Source organism: Bradyrhizobium sp. USDA 4506, assembly GCF_054058795.1.
Map to the genome: position 1 here is coordinate 428,228 of NZ_JBSSBM010000001.1, position 19,829 is coordinate 448,056.

Consider the following 19,829-nt stretch of genomic DNA (forward strand, 5'->3'; position numbering starts at 1 on the left):
TGCGCGTTGCCGACATGATTCAAGTTAAATGAACATTGCAACAAAGAATGAACCCGGAGCGGCATGTGCTCCAAATCAAACGATTGGCGATGTAGCGACACGCCAGCCGAATAAGCGTCGAGAAAGTCGTTGTAACGGCACGATGGAGCCAGCGATGCTATTGGGGCACCACGGAGACAACTATCATTCAAGGAATGTGAAGATCGCGCACATCGCCGCCGGAAGAGGCCCGATGTTATCGGGTGACGAGTGAACGACGCTTGTTATCCCGTCGGTAACAAACTATGCGCCCGCTGGGAATCTCGCTGGCATTTGGCGGTGTCGCGGCGCTGCGCGAGGTCGACCTGAAGGTCGCGAAAGGCGACATCCGGGCGGTGTGAGCCGGAAGCGGCCTGTGCCCGTAAGCGCTGGTGGGGCGATTGCTGCGCCTTGGCAGCATTGAGAAATAAGAAGGGAAGAAGGGGCGCGTGGTCGAAAATGATCCGATCGGGATTGAGACCGACAATTGCAAATCCGTGATCCTGAGATGCTCGCGTTGCAATATGTCGCTGGTGAGTTGCAAGGGATGAGCGGTAGCTCCAACAGATGAGGCGAGTCATCAAGTTCACCGCCCCTTGCATATCGGCGTTGGCAGTTGCGCCGGTGCCGGATGATCCTTCTTGTATTGAGCCAGGATAGGCTCGAGGGATTCCTTCCGCCAAAATTTCGGAGCGCGGATTTCGTTCAAACAGGAAGCGTTCCAATATAGTCCCACGCCGGATAGCGACCGGCCGGCCGCCACTGCTCGCGCGACGACCTCGATGTCGGCAGACTCAGGATAAATGTAAAGCGTCGTCGGGTTATCCTTCACCATCGCGATAATCTGGCCGGCGTCCGATGGCGACCAACTGGTACACCCGTTGCTGCGGCCGCCAGCGTAATCCTCCAGTGTTCCAAAAGGAACGTACCCCTCGTGATTTGCATACGGACTGCGTGGATCTTTTCGAAGACAGACGTTCCTCAACAGCTCGGCCGGATGCCCGCCGATCTCGCGCTGTCGGGCATTTGCGGTTTCACCCTCGCCATCAAATTGAACGAACGAGCGTATCAGAACCGCGTCTTGTTTCGCCGAAACACGGTAGTAGCCTTTGAAAGACGTCTTCGTCTCGCCGGTCACGTAGGCCCCGCCAGCCGTTAGATTCGAATCCATCGCATTGCCGAAGTTCTTCGCGCAGCGTCTTCCGTTTGCGAAATCCGCGACGCCTTTCAAATCGCGACCGCCGCCATGCCCCGCCGAAATTGCACGAAACGATCGCTCGGATTCGCAGACAACGTAGAACCGACGCCCCAATTTGCCGTCGCCTAAATCGTTGGGACGCGTCGCGTCCATCGCGAAATAGCAAGGATTCTTAACCGCGCCTTGGCTCACTTTTTGCTGGTAAAGCGCGCGTGCCCTCTGCAAGACCAGTTGTGCGATTTGACCTTCGCCTTCGCCGACATGTCCCCTCAGCCAAGCCGGAATATCCGATGATTGCTGCGCGGCAAAAGACCGTGGCGACGCCAGTAAGGCGATGACGATGATGACGAGGCTGAAGATATTGATGATCAGAAGGACGGATCTTGACCGCACCGGTTCAATTCTCCTGCCGAAGCGTCTGCATGCTAGTTCAAGCGTCGCGGCGTGTTCAGCCGTTAGCGCCGGACCTCGCGGCGAGGCAAGCGCGTTAGTCCGCAACGGCGCTCGCAATCGTTCTGATATTGTGCCTGACCATCTCGATATAGCTCGGAGCCTCGCCATCCTTCGCCGTCAGGCTATCCGAATAAAGCGTTCCGCCGATCGCGGCTCCAGTCTCGGAGGCAATCTGGCGCATCAGTCTGGGATCGCTGATGTTTTCCAGGAAGACCGCTGGAATCTTCTCTTTCTTGATCTGCGTGATGATGGTTGCGATATCCCGTGCGCTCGGCTCGGTTTCGGTCGAAACGCCCTGGGGCGCCACGAACGTGATGTCGTAGGCGTCGGCGAAATAACCAAAGGCATCGTGAGTTGAAATCACCCTGCGCCGCTCGACAGGGAACGCCGCGAGCACCTCGCGAACGTCGCGGTCGAGCGCTTCCAGCTTGGTCAGATAGGTCGATGCATTGGCCCTGTACGTTGCAGCATTGGCGGGATCGGCGGCTACCATGGCATCGCGGATATTGGTGACATAGATCTCAGCGTTCGCAACGGATTGCCAGGCGTGCGGGTCGGTTGACCCTGCGCCACGATCACGACTCGGTATCTCGCCGGTAGCCATCTTGCGCGGAACGATGCCGTCGGTTGCGGCGACGATGGTCGCACTGCTGCCGGATGATTTGACGAGCCTCGGTAGCCAGCCCTCCAGGCCGAGGTCATTGACGATCACCAGTCTGGCATTCCTGATCGCCTCCGCATCGGCGGTCGTGGGCGAATAGACGTGGACGTCGCCGTTGGGACCGACCAGCGTCGTGACCTCGACCCAATCGCCGCCAACGTTCCTGGCGAAGTCGCCGAGGATCGAAAATGTCGCCACCACCTTTAGTTTCGTTGCTTGCTGTTCCGCGGAAGCCGGCAAGATCGCCGAGGCCATTGCCACGCCAACCAAGGTCAATCGTCGAAGCTGTCGAAAGCGGGCCTTCTGCCACACGGAGATGTCGTGTGCCGGTCGACCGGCCAAATCGAATCGAAGCCGGCGTCGAGCGTCGGCATGGATCATGGTGTCACGACACAGCTGGAACAACAGAGCCTCACCGCATTGCTTAGTTCATGGAAACCCGGACGGTCTTTTTCTCTTTTTTGTGCTTCAGCCCCGAACCGCCCGCATCTGACGGGGGCTGACCGCACATCTTTGCCTTGCATCCGCCCTGATTGGATGTAATGTTATAACGTTGCATATGACAGGAGCAAGGACATAACAACCCATGACCGATGCTGCACCTCGGATTCCCGTCACGGTTCTGACCGGCTATCTCGGCTCCGGCAAGACGACGCTTCTGAACCGCATCCTCTCCGAGACGCACGGCAGGCGGTTTGCGGTGATCGTGAACGAATTCGGAGAGGTCGGTATCGACAACGATCTCATCGTCGACGCGGACGAGGAGATTTTCGAGATGAACAACGGCTGCATCTGCTGCACGGTGCGCGGTGACCTCATCCGGATCATCGCAGGGCTGATGCGGCGCAGCCGAGCCTTCGACGGCATTGTCGTCGAGACGACAGGGCTCGCAGATCCGGCGCCGGTGGCGCAAACGTTCTTTGTCGACGAGGACGTCCGCCGCAAGACGAAGCTCGACGCCATCATCACTGTCGCGGACGCCAGGCATCTCCTCGAACAGATCGACCGCGCACCAGAAGCGCAGGAGCAACTCGCGTTCGCCGACGTCGTTCTCATCAACAAGGTTGATCTTCTCGATGCGGACGGGCTCGCAATAGTCGAACGTCGTATCCGAAACATCAACCCATATGCGAAGATTCACAGAACGGAGCGCTGTGGTATCGATCTCGCCCAGATACTGGGGCAAGACGCCTTCAATCTCGAGCGCATCCTCGAAGTCGAGCCCGGATTCCTCACCGAAGAACACAAGCACGAACACGACGACGGGATCGGCAGCCTGTCCCTGGTCGCCGATCGACCGATGAAGCCCGGCAGGTTCGTGTCCTGGATTCAGGATGTCACACAGCGCTTTGGTCCGGACATCCTTCGCATGAAGGGCATCGCATCGATCGAGGATGACGATCGGCAATTTGTCGTTCAGAGCGTGCACATGCTCATTGAAGGCGGAAGTCGGCGTCCCTGGAAGGACCAAGAGGCGCGCCAGACACGGCTCGTTTTCATCGGGCGCGACTTGCCAAAGGACCTGCTCAGGCAAGGCTTTGAGGCTTGCTGCGCCTAAAGGGGAGCGAAAATGACCGAGATCGCAGGATTCGTTCCGAAATCCGAGCTCGAGCGGCTTCGCCTCATTCGCGAAGCTCGCGCGATATATGACAGCATCTTTCCACCGACCGATGCGGTCGGTGAGCGACCGCATGACCGAGCCGGCAACGGTGATGCAACCGGACTGAAAGAACCCGCTCCCTCGAAAGGAAACGTTCGAATGACGGGGCGCTCATAGCACTTCGATCCGCCATATGTTCCTCGTCCATTGCAGAATGATCGTACGCATCCGACGGGCCCGACGGGCGCCGTCTTGCGCGACGCGTGGTAGGCGTGTGACCTTATGTAGGTTCCGGCCGTGCGTTGGTGCTCCGGGTCATGATGGATATCAGCGCGCGCGTTCTGATTAGTCTACAGGCGTCGAACGCGTCATTAAGGTCACCAGTCTCCGCACACGCTTGGAAGACCGATTCCCACAACCGAGCGTTCAATCGTCGCAGCGTCATCAAAAGCGCGGCGGCGCTGGCCGCCTCAGCAGTGCCGACACAAGCAACCGCCGCGGAAACCGAGAGGCCGCTCGGTGAAACCGGGTCTCCAACCCGGAACACAGGTCCCTTGCCCCTGGGACTGCTATGCGGGAGGCGGTTAGGCCCGGTCCCGGGTTCTGCAGGCGATCAGCGCGAAGGTGGCTACAGCGCGAACGATCAGCATCCAGTACCGACCCACAAGGCCCGGGATGTGAAAAGGCTGTATCAGGAATTCCTCCGCGTGCCCCTTTTTGTGCGCGAGTCAGAGCCATCCACGCCGGAGACATATTGTTTTTCTATATATGCCCCCGAGGGACCGGCACCGAGCCGATCAGTCGGCCACGCTGGTCTCCAGCCAGTAGCCAACCCCGGATTCGGTTACCAGCAGGCGCGGCTGGTTGGGATCGGCCTTGATCTTCTGTCGCAGCTTGCGCACGAGGATGCGCAGGTACTGGATGTTGTCGCGCTGGTTGCCGGTCCAGATCTCTTTCAGCAGCTGATTGTGCGTCACCACCATCCGACATGCATCGCAAGCACGTGGAGCAGTCGGTATTCCTTCGCGTCAGCTTGACCCTGGTATCGTCGAGCGAGACGGTCTGGCTGGCAAGATCGACCGACAGCGGCCCGACCACGACCACCGGGTACTTGCCGGACGCTGGCGCAGGATCACGCTGGCAGGCGGGTTCAGCGCCGTTGAAGCAGTAGTGCTGCACCAACCGAATTCTGCAGCATTATGTCGGCATGGCTGAGAGCGAGCTGCTCGCCCGAAACATCCGGCTCCGACGTTCGGTAAGGATCGGACCCGCTTGTCCGGCCGGCCCGTGGCGGCGCCAACTTGGTGATGGCCGCTGAGCTGATGTATTTGGGTGGATAGAGATAGAAGTCCATCAGTGGGGTCAGCGAAGCCCCGGATTGCCGCTTCAGGACCGCGAGCGCCCTCGCGCCAGCCTCCGGATAGAGGGCGCTCCAGCCGGCGAAGCTGCTCGCTAATATCTCGAGCGACAGGATCGCGGTCGCGATCCCAACAAAACCCTGGTTGGATTTCTTGGCGCTGCGCGTGGTCGATGCCTTGCGCAACCGCTGCCGGAATTCATGATGGCGTTCGATGAACGGACCGAGCCGGGCACGCCACAGCATGTCGGGCAGGCAGGCGTAGCCGTGAATGTCGTGATAGCTCTCGATCAGATTGCGGCATTGTGCCGTGAGATCGGCCGGCAGGAAATTCAGGTCGATGTCGTCAACTGTGTTGTTGAGAGCGATATCATTTGTACGTTTCGTACCGCTTACCACGAATCGCAGCGCTCCATCTCGATCGAAGCGAACTATTCCGCCCGATGCAGCAAGCTTACGACTAGCTGCAGAAATCGTCGACTCGGTTCACCACGATCGGCATAGCAATAAGATAGCAGCGCATCGATCGTGAGCATGATGCCGGCCCGGCTATGGCGGAAATGACATTGCCTTCTGCAAATCTCTCGTATTGCAACGCGCCGATGTCTCGAAACGAGGAGTCTTCCGCAGACTCCTTGTGCACGTGCGCAGCACACGCAGCTGACGCCGATCCGCCATTGCTGACGATGCCGACCTCTATGTGCGATGCGTACAAAGAACTACTCCTGCCTCGACAGCTATCTGGCCAGCGACTTCTTCAGTCGTTTCATTAACTACTACCGGCTCGAGTGGGGACACGACACCGCGCCGTCCGATCCGAAAGCGTCGGCGCCGCGGCGTGCCGACTGGCCGGCGACGCCGCAGAGCACGCCGCCAATGCCGTTCAGCGAATGGCCCTATGGCGGCACGACGAGCTTCGGCGTGACGAGGTCGGGCTCGGTCGACAGCCCGCTGATGGCGGCGCTCGGCAATACGCCAGCGGGACAGTGGATGAACGAACGATGCCCACAACCTCTGCGGTTGGATCAATGCCGGCGGCAACCTCAGCAACAACAGCGTGCGCGGCGGCAATTCGCCGGCGGCCTACGACTACAACCCGAACACGGTCCAGCTCGACCAGGCTCGACGCCACGGCATTCAACGGTAACGCGAACCTCGGCATTGCGCCCACCAAGAAGGACGCTCTGATCGGTTCGGCAGACATCATCATTCATTTCTGATCCACAGGCGGCGCCGCGCCGACAAGATCGCGCGGCTCCCTCATCGGAATTTGGGGCACGCAATGAAGCAGATTCTCTTCACTGCCGCGGCGCTCGGAGCGTTGCTGCTCGCTGCGCCGGCCGTGAGCGCAGATCGTCCCGTCTACACCAAGGCGCCCACGGTCGCGGTACCGGCCTACGACGGTCCGGCTTCTATGTCGGCGTGTTCGGGCGGCGGACGCTTCGGCAATCACAATCTGAACAACGCGCTCGGCCCGGTCGGTTTCGCCAACTACACCATCAGGAGCAACAATTTCTCTGCGAAATTGCGGTGCGCGGCAGTCAGGATCGTCGTTCGGCAAGTGCTGACGCACGAAACCGTCCATCGAGCTCGGCTGCCGTCCATTTCCGTGCCAGGACGTGGGCCTTGACGCTATCGAAAATGTCGTTCCGACGGCTGAATTCGATGTCGAGCACGGCCTTCGGTCTGCTCCCGTACGCATCAAGCAGGCTGCCGACTTTTCGGCTTCGGCATAGGCTTCGATCATCGCCGAAGTAGTGAACTCCGTTGCTTATGATGAGACGAACGCACGCTCGGCCGCTTGCGCGCGCGCAAGTTGCTCCGGTGGATTGAACCGTGCCAAGACATTGTCCGCTGTCTCACCCGCGAGATCCGAAATGAACTTGATTATCTGCTCTCGGCTCTGAATACCGAGTAACGGCTGCGGCTCCGAGAGAAAATCGAAGAACGCGCTTCCGACCGTCGCGTTGACAGCAGCGGCCGGGAACAGCAACTCCGCATGCGTTGCGTATTTTTCATCGCCAAGAAGCAGCCGGGTAACTTCCGTCGCGGCCTCGGCGCGATGGTCCCAATGCTTGTTGAATTGATCCTGCAGCCATTCGTAGGTGATCCTGTCCTTGTGCTCCTTGAGCGCGCGGATCAGTAGCACGGATTGGACAACTGCATTTTGCGCGCCCTGACCGCCGAGCGGATCAAAGGAGACTGCGGCATCTCCGATTGCTGCAACAGCGTGTCCATTTTTGGTGCGGGCGACGGCGCGTCGAGCCGTCGGTGAGACCGCGCCGAGAAGCCAGGAGTGTGGATCCTCGTGCAAGGGCTTCAGCTGATCGATCAGCCCCGCATCTTCCGGGAAATAGGTCGCGAACAGGTTCACCACGGCGTCACGCGCGCTCTGAGCGTCTTTTACAGTGTTGAAGATGTCGATCCACGGGCTACTGGGCTTGGCGAACCCAATGAACGCCCGCGTGGCGCCGAGGTCCTTGTGCAGATAAGGGCCGAAGAACGTCTCGCCAAAATCGGCATGGATGTTGAACCAGTTGTGCCGGGCGCCGTCCGAGCTGCGATAGGCAAACTGATGATCGGCGCGATCCAGCTCCTTGAATGTTGCGAGCAGCAGGTGCCGCTGCGGCTCGGTGTAGACGGTGCGATCCGGATCAACCGGGAATAGGGACGACAAGCCGCCCTTCCCTGTCGCCACGAGGGTGAGGTCGGCGTCCGCCGCAATCGCATCCAGATCTTCGGGCGTGACCGGGCGCACGACGAATTTTCCGCCTCGCGCCAGGAAACGACCGAGGCGATCGTCGGCACGGAGCCGCGTATCAACGGCCTGCGCCCGATAGTTAAAGGGACGGTCGAACTCGATAACGGGAGTTCGAGCCTCGCCGATGCCGGAGAAGATCCGAACGCTCATGCCGGTGCTGGTCCCGATGTCATAGAGATCCTCGATGACCTCGGCATCGTATTCGAGGGATTTGCCAAAGTAGACAGCCGTCCCCGTGGGAGGCACATCGTTGCGTAGCGATAACCGGTCTCGGTCGCCGTAAATGGTGACATCAAATCCCGCGTTGACGAGGCCAAGTCCGGCCGTCGTCCCGGCAAGACCTGCTCCAATGATCGCGACTTTGCGGTTGGTGTTGGACACGTGGTTCTCCTGAAGGAAAAGTTCTCGGCGCCGAAGGCGGGATCTCGACGTGCGTCATCGTCTCGACGCGTGAAGCTCGCGAGAAGGCGGGGTGCTAGTTACCCTGTTGTCGTGTGGAACGAACGCCGGCACTCCAGGCATATGGAAGCGTCTCGCCATTCAACTCGTACCCGCCAACTGCGCGGAGCTTGAAGATTACAGGGTTGTGGGAAGCGATGGTCCGTGCGTTGCGCCAGTGCCGGTCGATGGCGAGCTTCTCCGAACTGAGGGAAGCGCCGCCGACCTCGAAAAGGGTGGTCACGGCGTCGAGCACGAGCTTGATGACGGTTACCTGTGCCTGCGCTGCAGCAAGCTCGGAGGCATCGAGCTGTTGAGGATCCTGGTGGCGGCCATCAAGCGTCCGCGCGAGCTCGTCGACCGCGGCGAGGACCGTTGCCCGCGCGCCAAAGGCGGCGCTGAGGAGCTGGCCGATCACCTGCTGCACCAGGGGATCATTGCGGGGCAGGTCGGCGACGGCATGGGTGAACGTGCGCGTTCGTGCCTTAATCCAGTCGGTCGTATCCGCCGCGGCGCGTTTCGCAATCCCTGCGAGCGTGGCGAGCAGGATCAGCTGAACGTGGGCGGTTCCAAACACCCTGCCTTCCGTTCCATAGCCGGGACCGATGATCCGATCCGGGCTGACCGTGACATTCTTGAATTCCGCCGTGCCGCTTGCCGTGAGCCGCTGGCCGAAGCCATCCCAGTCGTCCTCGACGCTGACGCCAGGCTGGCTGGTGTCGACCAGGACGGTCACTCGTTTGCCGTCCTGGTCGGCCGCGACAAGCAGATGATCGGCGTAAAGTGTGCCGGTCGTGTAATATTTCAGTCCGTTGAGCCGCAGCGCGGTTCCTTCCGATGTGACGGCGGTCCGGTAGCGATCAACCGCACCCAGGCCCGGCTCGGTGACGGCGACCCCGACCAGCGCGCCGTTCGCGATGGCTCCGAGCCATCGTGCCTTGACGGCCTCATCCTTGTTCAGCTGCAGGTCCTCGACCAGGTTGAAGTGTGCCCGTAACGCCTGCGGCAGGTTGGAATCGGCGGCCGCGAGCGCGATCAGTAGCTCGAAGGTCTGGCGGAGCGTCGCGCCGAGCCCTCCGAACTCGATCGGCACACGCAATGCGCCGAAGCCGGCCTCTTTCAACAGTCTGATTTCCTCGATCGGCAGCGTGCGGCTTCGTTCGCGGGCTACCGCACCTGCTGCGATCGTCTCAAAGATCGGAGCGAAGCGCTCGTGAAGGGCATCGTCGCTGATGCTCGGTCTGCCGGGATGAATGGTCATCGTGCTGCGTCCGCTCGTTCCGTGGGTCCTTGGATGGATTTGTTGTCTTGAAGAATAATCCACGCGCTTGCGAGAGCCAGACTGAATTTCCGTTCGGATGCAACACGATCGTTTGGAGCCGCACGTCGCGCGAAGAAAAATCTGCTGCGTGAGCCGCCGATCGATGTCGTCTATCGACGTCGTCTGAAGTGACGCAAGGATCGGTGAAAAAGATTGCGATGCTCGCGAGCACAGCTAGCGCGAAAGGAGTCTTCTCCGTGCCGTGCGATCTGCGCGGTAGATCGTGTCGAAACGCGATCGAATCGAAGCAAGTTGTTGTCGCGTCTTGCATCGAGTGCGTCGCATGGGCCGAGCCTGGTGACGCCAAGCAGGAAGCAGCCAGGAGCGAGTTTTTCATCCCGCAACGAGATGCGACGAAAGATGCGTGTCGAAAAAGATCGATAAACGCGATGGACGATTGATCGCGTGTTGTGGCGAGATGTCGCGCGAACGAGCCAACGGTGTCGTGCTGAGCGACGCGACGGAGATGTGTGAATGGCGCGACAGATTCGGTTCAATGCGTTCGACATGAATTGTGTCGGCCATCAGTCTCCCGGTGTCTGGGCGCACCCGCGAGACCGCTCATACAAGTACAAGGATCTCGACTATTGGCAGGATCTCGGGCGAACGCTGGAGCGAGGGATATTTGACGGCATCTTCATCGCCGACGTGATCGGCTACTATGACGTCTACAAAAATTCTCTGTTCCATGCGCTCGAGCAGGCAGCGCAGATTCCCGTCAACGATCCCTTGCAACTGGTCGCGCCCATTGCGCTCGCAACCGAGCATCTCGGCATCGGCATCACGGCGTCGACTTCATTTGAGCATCCCTACACTTTCGCGCGCAGGCTCTCGACTGCGGATCATCACAGCAAGGGCCGCGTCGGCTGGAACATCGTGACTTCGTATCTGGAGAGCGGAGCGAAGAATATCGGCCAGGGCGGGCTACGCCGTCACGATAATCGGTACGAGGTGGCGGCCGAGTATGCCGAGGTGCTCTACAAGTTGCTGGAGGGGAGCTGGGAGGAGGGGGCCGTCCTGCGCGACGCCGGGAAGAGGATATTCACCGACCCTTCGAAGGTGCACGAGATCGCGCACAAGGGACGATACTTTGATGTGCCTGGCTATCATCTCTGTGAGCCGTCGCCGCAGCGGACGCCGGTGCTCTACCAGGCCGGCGCGTCGGGAGCCGGCAAAGCGTTTGCGGCCCAGCACGCCGAATGCGTCTTCGTCGCCGCCCCGATCAAGCCGGTTCTGAAATCTTACGTCACCGAGGTGCGCCGGATCGCGGCTGAGGCCGGTCGCGATCCGCGCAAGATCCTGACCTACAATCTGGTCACGGTGATCGTCGACGAGACCGACGCGAAGGCGGAGGCAAAGTTCAGGGAGTATCAGCAATACGCCTCCTATGACGGCGCGCTGGTGTTCATGTCGGGATGGAGCGGCATCGATTTCGGACAGTACGCGCCGACCGATCTGGTCAGGAAGGTCGAAACGAATGCGATCGTTTCCGTGGTCGACCATCTCGCCAGCGGCAGCAAGTCCTGGACCATCGAGGAACTGGCGCGCTGGGGCGGCATCGGCGGGCTCGGTCCGGTGTTCGTCGGTTCGCCGTCGACGGTGGCCGATATCCTGCAACAGTGGGTGGAGGAGACCGACGTCGACGGATTCAATCTCGCCTATGCGGTGACGCCCGAGACTTTCGAGGACGTCGTCAATCTGCTGGTTCCGGAGCTGCAGAAGCGTGGCGTCTATCCGACCGGCTATCGTCCTGGCACTCTGCGGGAGAAGCTGTTCGGAGACGGCCCGTACCTGCCGGCGAGCCATCCGGCAGCAAGCTATCGCGACATCCAGGCGGTCAAGCGCCGCGAGCGCGAGGCGGCCGGTTCGGCCGCGCGTCAGCCCGTCGAGGCGTGACGGGCAATGGCCGAACCGATTCTACAGCTGCATGACGTCTCGCTGTCGTTCAAGGGGATCAAGGCGCTGAATGCGCTGAGCTTCAATGTGGAGCGAGGCGAGATCTGCGCGCTGATCGGTCCGAACGGGGCCGGCAAGAGCTCGCTGCTCAACATCATTAACGGGGTCTATCGGGCCGACGGTGGCAGCATCACCTTCAATGGTGAGCAGTTCGTCCGGATTCGCCCGGCACAAGCCGCGCATTTGGGCATTGGCCGGACCTTCCAGCACAATGCCCTGTTCCGGCATCTCAGCGTCCTCGACAACGTACTGGCCGGACTGATCCGGCATTGCCGCGCCAGCATTGTCGAGCACGCCTTCGGCATAGGCCGCGACCGGCGCGAGTCGCGCGAGTTCAACCGTCGGGTCGACGAGATCGTCGCCTTTCTCGACCTGACCAAGCATCGTGACCGGGTGGTCGCGACGCTTCCTTATGGCGTTCAGAAGCGGGTCGATCTCGCGCGGGCACTGGTCGGTGGCCCGAGCCTGCTGCTGCTGGACGAACCGATGGCGGGGATGAACCAGGACGAAAAGCACGAGATGAGCCGCTTCATCCTGGAGACCAACGCGAGCCTTGGCACCAGCATCGTGCTGATCGAGCACGACATGAGCGTCGTGATGGGGCTCTCGCATCACGTGGTCGTGCTCGATTATGGCCGCAAGGTCGGCGATGGCTCGCCAGAGGAGGTGCGTCGGAACCCGGACGTGGTCGCCGCCTATCTCGGCACGGCACATTGAGGTCCAGATGAGCTTCTTCGTCGAAACGCTGGTCGGCGGCCTGCTTGCGGGCGTCATGTACTCGCTGGTTGCGATTGGCTTTGTGCTGGTCTTCAAGGCGTCCGGCGTTTTCAATTTCGCACAAGGCTCGATGGTGCTGTGTGCGGCGCTCACCTTCGTGACCCTGCGCGACAAGGGCCTCGATTTCTGGCTGGCCGCGCTGATCACGCTTTCGGTCATGGTGGTGCTCGGGATCGCGGTGGAACGCGTCGTGTTGCGGCCGTTGGTCAACCGGCCGCAGATCACGCTGTTCATGGCGACGCTGGGCGTATCCTTCGTGATCGAGGGCGTCGCGCAGATCGCGATGGGGGCGAGCGTTCACGAGCTCGATCTCGGCATCGTCGATACCCCGATCGAGATCGGCGGAGTCCAGGTCAGCCAGTTCGACCTCGCGGCGGCGGGCACGGCCGGCATTCTCGTGGTCGCGCTCTCGATCTTCTTCAACAAGACGCGCGTCGGGATCGCGCTGCGTGCGATCGCCGACGATCCTCAGGCCGCACTCTCGATCGGGATCCGGCTCCAGACGCTGTGGCAGATCGTGTGGGGCGTCGCGGGCTTCGTCTCGCTGGTTGCAGGTCTGCTGTGGGGCGCGCGCCAGGGCGTGCAGTTCGCACTCACCCTCGTCGTGCTCAAGGCGTTGCCGGTGCTCATCATCGGCGGATTTACGTCGATCGCGGGCGCGATTATCGGCGGGCTGATCGTCGGCGCAGGCGACAGCCTCGCTGAAATCTATCTCGGAAGCCTGCTGGGAGGCAGCGTATCGACCTGGTTCGCCTATGTGCTGGCGGTCGCTTTCCTTCTGGTCCGCCCGGCTGGCCTGTTCGGCGAAGCGCCGATCGAAAGGATTTGATGCATGTCTGCGATCGGCACCGATGCCATCGAAGGGTTCAGCGCCACTGGTGACACCGCCCGGGTTACGCGCGATCGGCTGCGCGTCGGCTCGGCGGTGCTGCTGCTTGCCGCACTGGTCGGTATTCCCTTGGTGGCCAACGATTACTGGCTCAATGCCGTCCTGATTCCGTTCCTGATCATGTCGCTCACCGCGCTGGGGCTGAACCTGCTGATGGGCTACGCCGGGCAGGCGTCGCTCGGCACCGGCGGGTTCATGTCGGTCGGTGCCTATGCGACATACAATCTGCTGCTGCGCCTGCCGGAGCTGCCGCTGCCGGTCAGCCTGCTGCTCGGGGGCGTCATCTCCGGGCTCGTGGGCATCGTCGCCGGGCTGCCAAGCCTGCGGATCAAGGGTTTCTACCTCGTCGCATCGACGCTGGCGACGCAGTTTCTGCTCGAATGGTTGTTCAATCAGTATGGCTGGTTCTCGAACTATTCGACCTCAAGCTCGATCTCGGCGCCACGGCTTGCGATCTTCGGTCATGATCTCTCGAGCCCGACCGGTCGCTATTTCCTGACTCTCGCCACCGTCGTCGTCGTGACGGCCGTCGCAACACGGCTGGTCCGCAGCCAGACCGGCCGGACCTGGATGGCGATCCGCGACATGGATACCGCGGCTGCGGTGATCGGCATTCCGGTATCCGCCGGAAAGCTGAAGGCGTTCTTCGTGAGCTCGCTGGTGATCGGGATCGCAGGTGCGCTCTGGGCCTTTGCTTATCTCGGCACGGTCGATGCGCGCAGCTTCAACCTGGATCGTTCGTTCCAGGTGATGTTTGCGATCATCATCGGCGGTATGGGCAGCATCAGCGGCAACTATCTGGGCGCCGCCTTCATGATCTTGCTGCCGATCCTGCTCGATCATGTCGGAGGCACCGTGTTCGGTGGCGCGATCGATCCCGGGCAGCTTGAAAATCTTCAGAAGGCGTTGTTCGGCGCGCTGATCGTCTGGTTCCTGATCAAGGAGCCGAGAGGGCTCGCTGCCTTGCTGTCGCGAGCCTGGACGCAGCTGGCTTCTCGGCTGGGCCGCTAGCAAGCAACGAAACATCATCCGTGGGTGTGAGCCGCACGCACGGCCAAGCGAGAATTCTGCATCAAATGGAGGGTAAGCAGATGTCTTTACGGAAGCAGAAGCGGATCATGAGCAGGGCGATCGGGCTGACAGCCCTCGTTCTGTCGGCGGCCATCGGTGCCACTGCGTCGGCGGAGGACGCAAAAACACAATACTTCCCGCTCGCGACATTTCGCGTCGGGGCCTACGCGTCGAGCGGCATTCCGGTCTGGGCCGGCGAGATCGATTATTTTCGCTATATCAACGAGGTCGAAGGCGGCATCAACGGCATCAAGCTGGTCTGGGACGAGTGCGAGACCAATTGGGAAGTCGAGAAGGGCGTCGAGTGCTATGAACGGGTGAAGGCAGGCAAGAATGGTTCGCCGGTGCCGATCTTCCTGCCGCATGGCGATCCGATTTCGAAGGCGCTGACCGAGAAATCGGTGGCTGACAAGATTCCGCTGGTCACGATCGCCTATGGCCGCACCGAGGCGATCGACGGGCGGGTGTTCCCGTACAGCTTCCCGGTTGTCTTCAGCTTCTGGAGCGAAGCTTCTTCGGCGGTCAATTTCATCGCGGAGAAGGTCGGCGGCAAGGACAAGCTGAAGGGCCTCAAGATCGCGACCGTGTATCACGATTCGCCCTACGGCAAGGAAACCCAGGTCCCGCTTGCCCACCTTGCCAAGACGTATGGCTTCGAGGACATCCAGATTCCGGTGCCGCATCCGGGCAATGAACAATCGGCGCAATGGGCCAAGATTCGCCAGCTCAAGCCTGACTGGGTGTTCTTGCGAGGTTGGGGCGTCATGACGCCGGTTGCGATCAAGACCGCCGCCAAGGTGGGCTTTCCGGTCGATCATATCATCGGTGGCATCTGGTCGGGCTCCGAGGAGGACGTTCGCCCCGCCGGCGCGGTAGGCAAAGGCTATCTCGCGATCACGCCATTCCCCGCCGGCGCGAATTTCGAGATCCACCAGAAGCTCAAGAAGTACATTCTCGACAAGGGTCTCAGCGATCTCAAGGACCCGAAGAGCTTCGGCTCGGTCTACTACAATTCCGGCGTGGACGAGGCGATCGTCGCGGTGGAGGCGATCCGGACCGCACAGGCGCATTTCGGCGTGCGGCCGATCAACGGCGAGGAAGCGCAGTGGGGCCTCGAACACCTCGACCTCTCCGAGAAGCGCCTTGCGGAAATCGGCGCCACCGGTCTCCAGCAGCCGCTGAAGCTCTCGGCCAAGGACCACGAGGGCGGTGGTGCGGGCAAGGTGCTGCAGTGGGACGGTGAGAAGTGGAACGTGGTGTCCAACGGTTGGGTGAAATCCGACCGGGACCTGCTGCTGCCGCTGATCTATGAGCGCGCTGCCGCCTACGCCAAGGAAAAGGGCATCACGCCGCGCGATGCAACCAACTGATGTTGCCCGGAAGGATCGCCAAAAGGACCGTCATGACCATGTCGCCGTTTCTCGAAGTCGATAACATCGAGGTCCTCTACAGTCAGGCGATCCTGGCCTTGCGCGGCGTATCGCTCAGGGTCGAAGAAGGATCAATCGTTGCTCTTCTCGGCGCCAATGGCGCCGGGAAGACCACCACGCTGAAGGCAATCTCGAACCTGCTCGCGTCCGAGCGCGGTCACTTGAGCCGCGGCGCAATCACGTGGCGCGGCGAGGTCACCGGAACGCTCGGCCCGGCCGACCTCGTTGCCAGGGGAGTGGTCCAGGTTCTCGAAGGTCGTCACGTCTTTCCTCAACTCACGGTCGAGGAGAACCTTCTCAGCGGCGGGTTTGTGCGCCGGCCCAGCCGCCGTGAACTCGCCGACGATCTCGAGCGTGTCTACACCTGGTTTCCGCGGCTCAGGCAGCGCCGCAGCGTGCGTTGCGGCCTGACGTCGGGCGGTGAGCAGCAGATGGTTGCGATCGGGCGTGCGATGATGACGCGTCCGACCCTCGTGCTGCTTGACGAGCCCTCGATGGGCTTGGCGCCGATCATCGTGGAGGAGATCTTCCACATCATCCGTGATCTCAATAGGAACGAGGGTGTCAGCTTTCTGCTGGCCGAGCAGAACGCCCATCTTGTTCTTCAATTTGCCGATCACGGCTACGTTCTCGAGAACGGCAAGGTCGCTGCGTCAGGCACGGCGGCCGATCTGGCCGAGCGGGACGACGTTGCCGAATTCTATCTCGGTGCCGCAGCGGCCGGAACGGCGGCGGAACCGGTCCAGACCACGACTGTATGAGCAGGGGCTGCGCGCCATGGCGATTCGTTTTGGATATTGGATGCCGCTCGGCAGCGGCGGCTTCGTCATCAGCGACGTTCCGCAGCGCACCGACTGGACGCTCGACTACAATGCTTCCCTCGCGCGCGAGGCCGAAGAGCTCGGCTTCGAATATGGCCTGGCGCCAGCGCGCTTCATCGCGAGCCATGGCTGGGAGTTGCAGCAGGAAGCCATCACCTGCACGGCAGTGCTCTCCGCCCAGACCGAGCGGCTGAAGCTCATCAGCGCGATTCACACCGGCTTCTGGCACCCGGCCATGATCGCGAAGGTGGGGGCCACGATCGACGTCTATTCCAAGGGGCGGTTTGCGATCAACATCCTCACTGGCTGGTTCAAGGACGAGTTTCGCGCCTTCGGCGAGCCCTGGCTGGAACATGACGAACGGTACCGCCGCTCGGAAGAGTTCATCCAGGTGCTCAAGGGTCTCTGGACACAGGACCGTTTCACCTTCAAGGGCGACTTCTATAGCATCAACGACGCCTGGTTGAAGCCGAGGCCGATCTCGCAACCGCATCCGGAGATTTTCCAGGGCGGCAATTCCAAGGCCGCGCGCCGGATGGCCGCGAAATATTCGGATTGGTATTTTCTCAATGGCACCACGGTGGAGGGCGCCAAGCACCAGATCGACGAGGTCCGCGCGCTCGCCAAGGCGGAAGGCCGCACCGTCAAGTTCGGGCTCAACGGCTTCATCATCCAGCGGCCGACCGAGCGGGAAGCGCTCGAGCAGCTCGAAGCGATCATCGCCGGCGCCGACCCCGAGATCGTGCAGGCCTTCGCCGACCAGGTGAAGCAGGCTGGCGCGTCGACAGCGGAGAGGGTCGGGATGTGGGCAGATTCGAGCCACGCCAACCTGGTTCAGCCCAACGACGGCTTCAAGACCCGTCTGTTCGGTCCTCCCGAGCTGATCGCGGAGCGTATCCGGGCCTATGAGGCGATCGGCGTCGACATGATCCTCTGCGCCTTCCTGAATTTCACTGACGAATTGCCGGCGTTCGGCAGAGAGGTGATTCCGCTGTTGAACCCAGCCAAAGCCAACCGAACCCACGAGCCAGAGCCTGCCTGAGACGACTGCAAAATGTAAAAAAGGGATGATCTGCATATAGGCCAACCAAACGGGAGAGCGCGGCAAACTCAAAAGCGCACCCACGCGGCGCTTATCCGATGAGCCGCAGGAGCGGCGATACGGCCGAGCATGTCAGCAAGGCACGGCTGCGGAACCTATGAGACAACTTCCGGCCCAGAGACCTTTGGCATTCTCCATCACACCGCGCAAGGCGGCATTCGCCGGAAACTGAACGCGACCAAGTGTCGATCAACTATCCTGTCCTCGGCGGTTTAACTCTCCTCGGTGGTTTAAGAGGCGCGCGCTTACGACCTTCATGCAACGTATTTGGAGCTTTGGCGCGTTTGGAATGCTGAACAACTAATTCGAATGGATGAACACCCAGCGCGTCGGCGATGCGATCAAGGATATCAATTGTCGGGTTTTTGGATTGCCGCTCGAGGCTCGCCAAGTAGGAGCGGTCAATCCCAGCCTCATGTGCCAGCTTCTGTTGCGAAATACCGCGCTCCACGCGGATTCGACGCACATTTAGGGCCATAAGAGCACGAGCTTTCATGTGCCGATCATGTCTGCGCCCGGATATTTAAACCACTGGCTATAATCCAACTATTTGAGTCGACACACGATCCATCAGCACACCGCATGGTCGACATATCGGAACGCTCGCAACGCGATCGAGCAAGTGCTTTAAAAGAGGTTAGAATCTCGATGGGGAAGCTGGAACACTATAAAAAGCCCACAATCTCCAGCGATCCTTGCGAGCTTAAGCCGGGAGACTACTATTCCATTCGACGCTGCACCGAGCGATCCGACCCTGACCCCGTATGACCGCGAGTACGTCGTTACCTACATGCGTCTGTTGGATGCGGATGCGGACGGTGCCGACTGGCGGGAAGTCGCGGAGGTCGTGCTGCACATCAATTCCAAACGCGAGCCGGAGCGCGCCCGCCGCGCCTATGAGAGCCATCTCTCCCGCGCCAAGTGGATGAGCAGACACGGTTACCGGCACCTCTTGCGGAGCGGCTGGACTTAACCTTCGATAGTCCGCGTAGGACGGCTTCCGCGCGCATAGAGACGGCCATGTAATGCCGCGCGGCCTTGATGGACTTGTGCCGATCCGATCATTCTCGGCGATATCAGGATCTGCGAGAAGGCGCTGCAGTCGTTTTTGGCGCCAAGCCTGCACACGACGTAGGCGCGGCAGAACCGCTTGCCTTACCGCATGGGTCTGTTGAAGCTTCCTCGGCATCGTTGCTCCTTGCCCGTGAGTTGCGAGATTAGCGCAATTTCAGGCTGCGTCGAGGGATAGCGAAGGCAGCTGCGTGCATCCGCCGCTTAGGCTCCTTGAGCGGCCTTCTTTCTGGCCAATCTGACAAAGGTGGCAGAGGGGGGATATGTGCCGCTCGTCCTGGCCGTGTCAGTCTATGGTGTCATGTGGATATGGCATCGCGGGGCGGCCGCCGTCTCTGCGCGGCTGCGCGAGGCGCTGATCCCGGTCCCGCAATTTATGGCAGAGGTTGCCGAAAGGAACGTGCCTCGGGTGCCTGGCACCGCAGTATTCCTAACCCGAACCGAGCACGGCACGCCGCCGGTCATGGTTTGGCATGTCAAGCATAACCGCGCTCTGCACGAACAACTCTTCGTGGTACGCGTGGAGATCCTCTCGGTGCCGTGGGTTCAGCCCAACAATCGGATAACGCTTGAAGAGGTTGCGCATAACTTCTGGCGTGCAGAGGCGCGGTTCGGCTTCATGGAGCGTCCCCATATCCCGGGGCTGCTCGCCCAAAGCAAATCGCTGGGATGCGCCATCGAGATTGCCGACGTGACGTACTATGTGGGCCACGAGACCGTGATCCGACGTGAGGACGGCATGGGCCTGCCCGGCTGGCAGGAGCGTCTATTCGCAACAATGGAGCGGAACGCGCAACATGTCAGCGATTTCTTCAGTCTTCCCAACGACCAGGTGGTGGAGATCGGACGACAGGTGGCAATCTAGATGCCGTAATGGCCGGCCTTCGCGAGCCTAGCCAGGTTGG

At 61.0% G+C, this 19,829-nt stretch carries 20 protein-coding genes; 13 read left to right on the forward strand and 7 right to left on the reverse strand.

Translation table 11 applies throughout. The features are described from left to right. Positions 1–604 precede the first annotated feature (604 nt). Positions 605–1,609 (reverse strand): murein L,D-transpeptidase catalytic domain family protein, encoded by a 1,005-nt coding sequence (locus ACVIHF_RS01910; protein ID WP_253610263.1) that lies wholly within the window; start codon positions 1,607–1,609, stop codon positions 605–607. Between the two features lie 94 nt (positions 1,610–1,703). Next, positions 1,704–2,585 (reverse strand): metal ABC transporter substrate-binding protein, encoded by an 882-nt coding sequence (locus ACVIHF_RS01915; protein WP_253610264.1) that lies wholly within the window; start codon positions 2,583–2,585, stop codon positions 1,704–1,706. Positions 2,586–2,916: 331 nt separating this feature from the next. Here ACVIHF_RS01915 and ACVIHF_RS01920 point away from each other — a divergent pair, with 331 nt between their 5' ends. Next, positions 2,917–3,888, forward strand: a complete 972-nt coding sequence (locus ACVIHF_RS01920) for a CobW family GTP-binding protein (protein ID WP_253610266.1) — start codon at positions 2,917–2,919, stop codon at positions 3,886–3,888. A 12-nt stretch (positions 3,889–3,900) separates the two neighbouring features. Then, entirely contained in the window at positions 3,901–4,107 is a 207-nt protein-coding gene (locus tag ACVIHF_RS01925) for a hypothetical protein (protein WP_253610267.1), read from the forward strand. Positions 4,108–4,727: 620 nt separating this feature from the next. On the opposite strand, the gene ACVIHF_RS01930 is transcribed toward ACVIHF_RS01925, so the two are convergent. Both ACVIHF_RS01930 and ACVIHF_RS01935 read right to left on the reverse strand, forming a co-directional pair. Continuing rightward, on the reverse strand, positions 4,728–4,913 hold the full coding sequence (locus ACVIHF_RS01930; RefSeq protein WP_253610269.1) for a winged helix-turn-helix domain-containing protein: 186 nt from the start codon (positions 4,911–4,913) through the stop codon (positions 4,728–4,730). Positions 4,914–5,080: 167 nt separating this feature from the next. Continuing rightward, complete coding sequence (locus tag ACVIHF_RS01935; protein WP_253610271.1) at positions 5,081–5,686, reverse strand: hypothetical protein; 606 nt, start codon at positions 5,684–5,686, stop codon at positions 5,081–5,083. A 306-nt stretch (positions 5,687–5,992) separates the two neighbouring features. Here ACVIHF_RS01935 and ACVIHF_RS01940 point away from each other — a divergent pair, with 306 nt between their 5' ends. Beyond that, positions 5,993–6,475 carry a hypothetical protein gene (locus tag ACVIHF_RS01940; RefSeq protein WP_456791481.1) on the forward strand — a complete coding sequence of 161 codons (483 nt, stop codon included), beginning with the start codon at positions 5,993–5,995 and terminating at the stop codon, positions 6,473–6,475. Positions 6,476–6,569: 94 nt separating this feature from the next. Further along, positions 6,570–6,917, forward strand: a complete 348-nt coding sequence (locus tag ACVIHF_RS01945; RefSeq protein ID WP_253610273.1) for a hypothetical protein — start codon at positions 6,570–6,572, stop codon at positions 6,915–6,917. A 141-nt stretch (positions 6,918–7,058) separates the two neighbouring features. Here the strand turns inward: ACVIHF_RS01945 and ACVIHF_RS01950 are convergent, their stop codons facing one another. After that, positions 7,059–8,429 (reverse strand): styrene monooxygenase/indole monooxygenase family protein, encoded by a 1,371-nt coding sequence (locus ACVIHF_RS01950; protein ID WP_253610274.1) that lies wholly within the window; start codon positions 8,427–8,429, stop codon positions 7,059–7,061. A gap of 94 nt (positions 8,430–8,523) precedes the next feature. After that, a complete protein-coding gene (locus ACVIHF_RS01955) occupies positions 8,524–9,747 on the reverse strand; it encodes an acyl-CoA dehydrogenase family protein (RefSeq protein WP_253610275.1) in 1,224 nt (407 codons plus the stop codon). Between the two features lie 534 nt (positions 9,748–10,281). On the opposite strand from ACVIHF_RS01955, the gene ACVIHF_RS01960 reads away from it, so the two are divergent. The 7 genes from ACVIHF_RS01960 (at position 10,282) to sfnG (ending at position 17,793) form a co-directional block, all read left to right on the forward strand. Beyond that, complete coding sequence (locus ACVIHF_RS01960; protein WP_253610277.1) at positions 10,282–11,703, forward strand: LLM class flavin-dependent oxidoreductase; 1,422 nt, start codon at positions 10,282–10,284, stop codon at positions 11,701–11,703. A gap of 6 nt (positions 11,704–11,709) precedes the next feature. Further along, positions 11,710–12,480 carry an ABC transporter ATP-binding protein gene (locus ACVIHF_RS01965; protein ID WP_253610279.1) on the forward strand — a complete coding sequence of 257 codons (771 nt, stop codon included), beginning with the start codon at positions 11,710–11,712 and terminating at the stop codon, positions 12,478–12,480. A 7-nt stretch (positions 12,481–12,487) separates the two neighbouring features. Further along, positions 12,488–13,369, forward strand: coding sequence for a branched-chain amino acid ABC transporter permease (locus ACVIHF_RS01970; RefSeq protein WP_253610281.1), 882 nt, complete (start codon positions 12,488–12,490; stop codon positions 13,367–13,369). A 3-nt stretch (positions 13,370–13,372) separates the two neighbouring features. After that, positions 13,373–14,440 (forward strand): branched-chain amino acid ABC transporter permease, encoded by a 1,068-nt coding sequence (locus tag ACVIHF_RS01975; protein WP_253610282.1) that lies wholly within the window; start codon positions 13,373–13,375, stop codon positions 14,438–14,440. Between the two features lie 80 nt (positions 14,441–14,520). Next, positions 14,521–15,870: an ABC transporter substrate-binding protein gene (locus tag ACVIHF_RS01980; protein ID WP_375167149.1), complete on the forward strand. Its 1,350-nt coding sequence runs from the start codon at positions 14,521–14,523 to the stop codon at positions 15,868–15,870. 32 nt (positions 15,871–15,902) lie between these two features. Continuing rightward, positions 15,903–16,691, forward strand: a complete 789-nt coding sequence (locus ACVIHF_RS01985) for an ABC transporter ATP-binding protein (protein WP_253610283.1) — start codon at positions 15,903–15,905, stop codon at positions 16,689–16,691. A gap of 16 nt (positions 16,692–16,707) precedes the next feature. Beyond that, positions 16,708–17,793 carry a dimethylsulfone monooxygenase SfnG gene (gene sfnG, locus ACVIHF_RS01990; RefSeq protein WP_253610288.1) on the forward strand — a complete coding sequence of 362 codons (1,086 nt, stop codon included), beginning with the start codon at positions 16,708–16,710 and terminating at the stop codon, positions 17,791–17,793. Between the two features lie 253 nt (positions 17,794–18,046). Here sfnG and ACVIHF_RS01995 read toward each other — a convergent pair whose 3' ends face one another. Next, positions 18,047–18,349, reverse strand: a complete 303-nt coding sequence (locus tag ACVIHF_RS01995; RefSeq protein WP_253610290.1) for a helix-turn-helix domain-containing protein — start codon at positions 18,347–18,349, stop codon at positions 18,047–18,049. Between the two features lie 225 nt (positions 18,350–18,574). Between ACVIHF_RS01995 and ACVIHF_RS02000 the strand changes: the two genes are divergently transcribed. Then, positions 18,575–18,826, forward strand: a complete 252-nt coding sequence (locus ACVIHF_RS02000; protein WP_253610623.1) for a DNA -binding domain-containing protein — start codon at positions 18,575–18,577, stop codon at positions 18,824–18,826. A 327-nt stretch (positions 18,827–19,153) separates the two neighbouring features. Further along, positions 19,154–19,789 carry a KUP/HAK/KT family potassium transporter gene (locus tag ACVIHF_RS02005; RefSeq protein WP_256559112.1) on the forward strand — a complete coding sequence of 212 codons (636 nt, stop codon included), beginning with the start codon at positions 19,154–19,156 and terminating at the stop codon, positions 19,787–19,789. The last annotated feature ends 40 nt before the right edge of the window (positions 19,790–19,829 follow it).

Bases quoted from the DNA above. Each gene is read 5' to 3' on its own strand.
- ACVIHF_RS01915 (WP_253610264.1), bottom strand. From the start codon at position 2,585: ATGGCCTCGGCGATCTTGCCGGCTTCCGCGGAACAGCAAGCAACGAAA.
- ACVIHF_RS01945 (WP_253610273.1), top strand. From the start codon at position 6,570: ATGAAGCAGATTCTCTTCACTGCCGCGGCGCTCGGAGCGTTGCTGCTC.
- ACVIHF_RS01970 (WP_253610281.1), top strand. From the start codon at position 12,488: ATGAGCTTCTTCGTCGAAACGCTGGTCGGCGGCCTGCTTGCGGGCGTC.
- ACVIHF_RS01955 (WP_253610275.1), bottom strand. From the start codon at position 9,747: ATGACCATTCATCCCGGCAGACCGAGCATCAGCGACGATGCCCTTCAC.
- ACVIHF_RS01940 (WP_456791481.1), top strand. From the start codon at position 5,993: ATGCGTACAAAGAACTACTCCTGCCTCGACAGCTATCTGGCCAGCGAC.
- ACVIHF_RS01985 (WP_253610283.1), top strand. From the start codon at position 15,903: ATGACCATGTCGCCGTTTCTCGAAGTCGATAACATCGAGGTCCTCTAC.
- sfnG (WP_253610288.1), top strand. From the start codon at position 16,708: ATGGCGATTCGTTTTGGATATTGGATGCCGCTCGGCAGCGGCGGCTTC.
- ACVIHF_RS01960 (WP_253610277.1), top strand. From the start codon at position 10,282: ATGGCGCGACAGATTCGGTTCAATGCGTTCGACATGAATTGTGTCGGC.
- ACVIHF_RS01980 (WP_375167149.1), top strand. From the start codon at position 14,521: ATGTCTTTACGGAAGCAGAAGCGGATCATGAGCAGGGCGATCGGGCTG.
- ACVIHF_RS01925 (WP_253610267.1), top strand. From the start codon at position 3,901: ATGACCGAGATCGCAGGATTCGTTCCGAAATCCGAGCTCGAGCGGCTT.
- ACVIHF_RS01975 (WP_253610282.1), top strand. From the start codon at position 13,373: ATGTCTGCGATCGGCACCGATGCCATCGAAGGGTTCAGCGCCACTGGT.
- ACVIHF_RS01995 (WP_253610290.1), bottom strand. From the start codon at position 18,349: ATGAAAGCTCGTGCTCTTATGGCCCTAAATGTGCGTCGAATCCGCGTG.
- ACVIHF_RS01965 (WP_253610279.1), top strand. From the start codon at position 11,710: ATGGCCGAACCGATTCTACAGCTGCATGACGTCTCGCTGTCGTTCAAG.
- ACVIHF_RS01920 (WP_253610266.1), top strand. From the start codon at position 2,917: ATGACCGATGCTGCACCTCGGATTCCCGTCACGGTTCTGACCGGCTAT.
- ACVIHF_RS01930 (WP_253610269.1), bottom strand. From the start codon at position 4,913: ATGGTGGTGACGCACAATCAGCTGCTGAAAGAGATCTGGACCGGCAAC.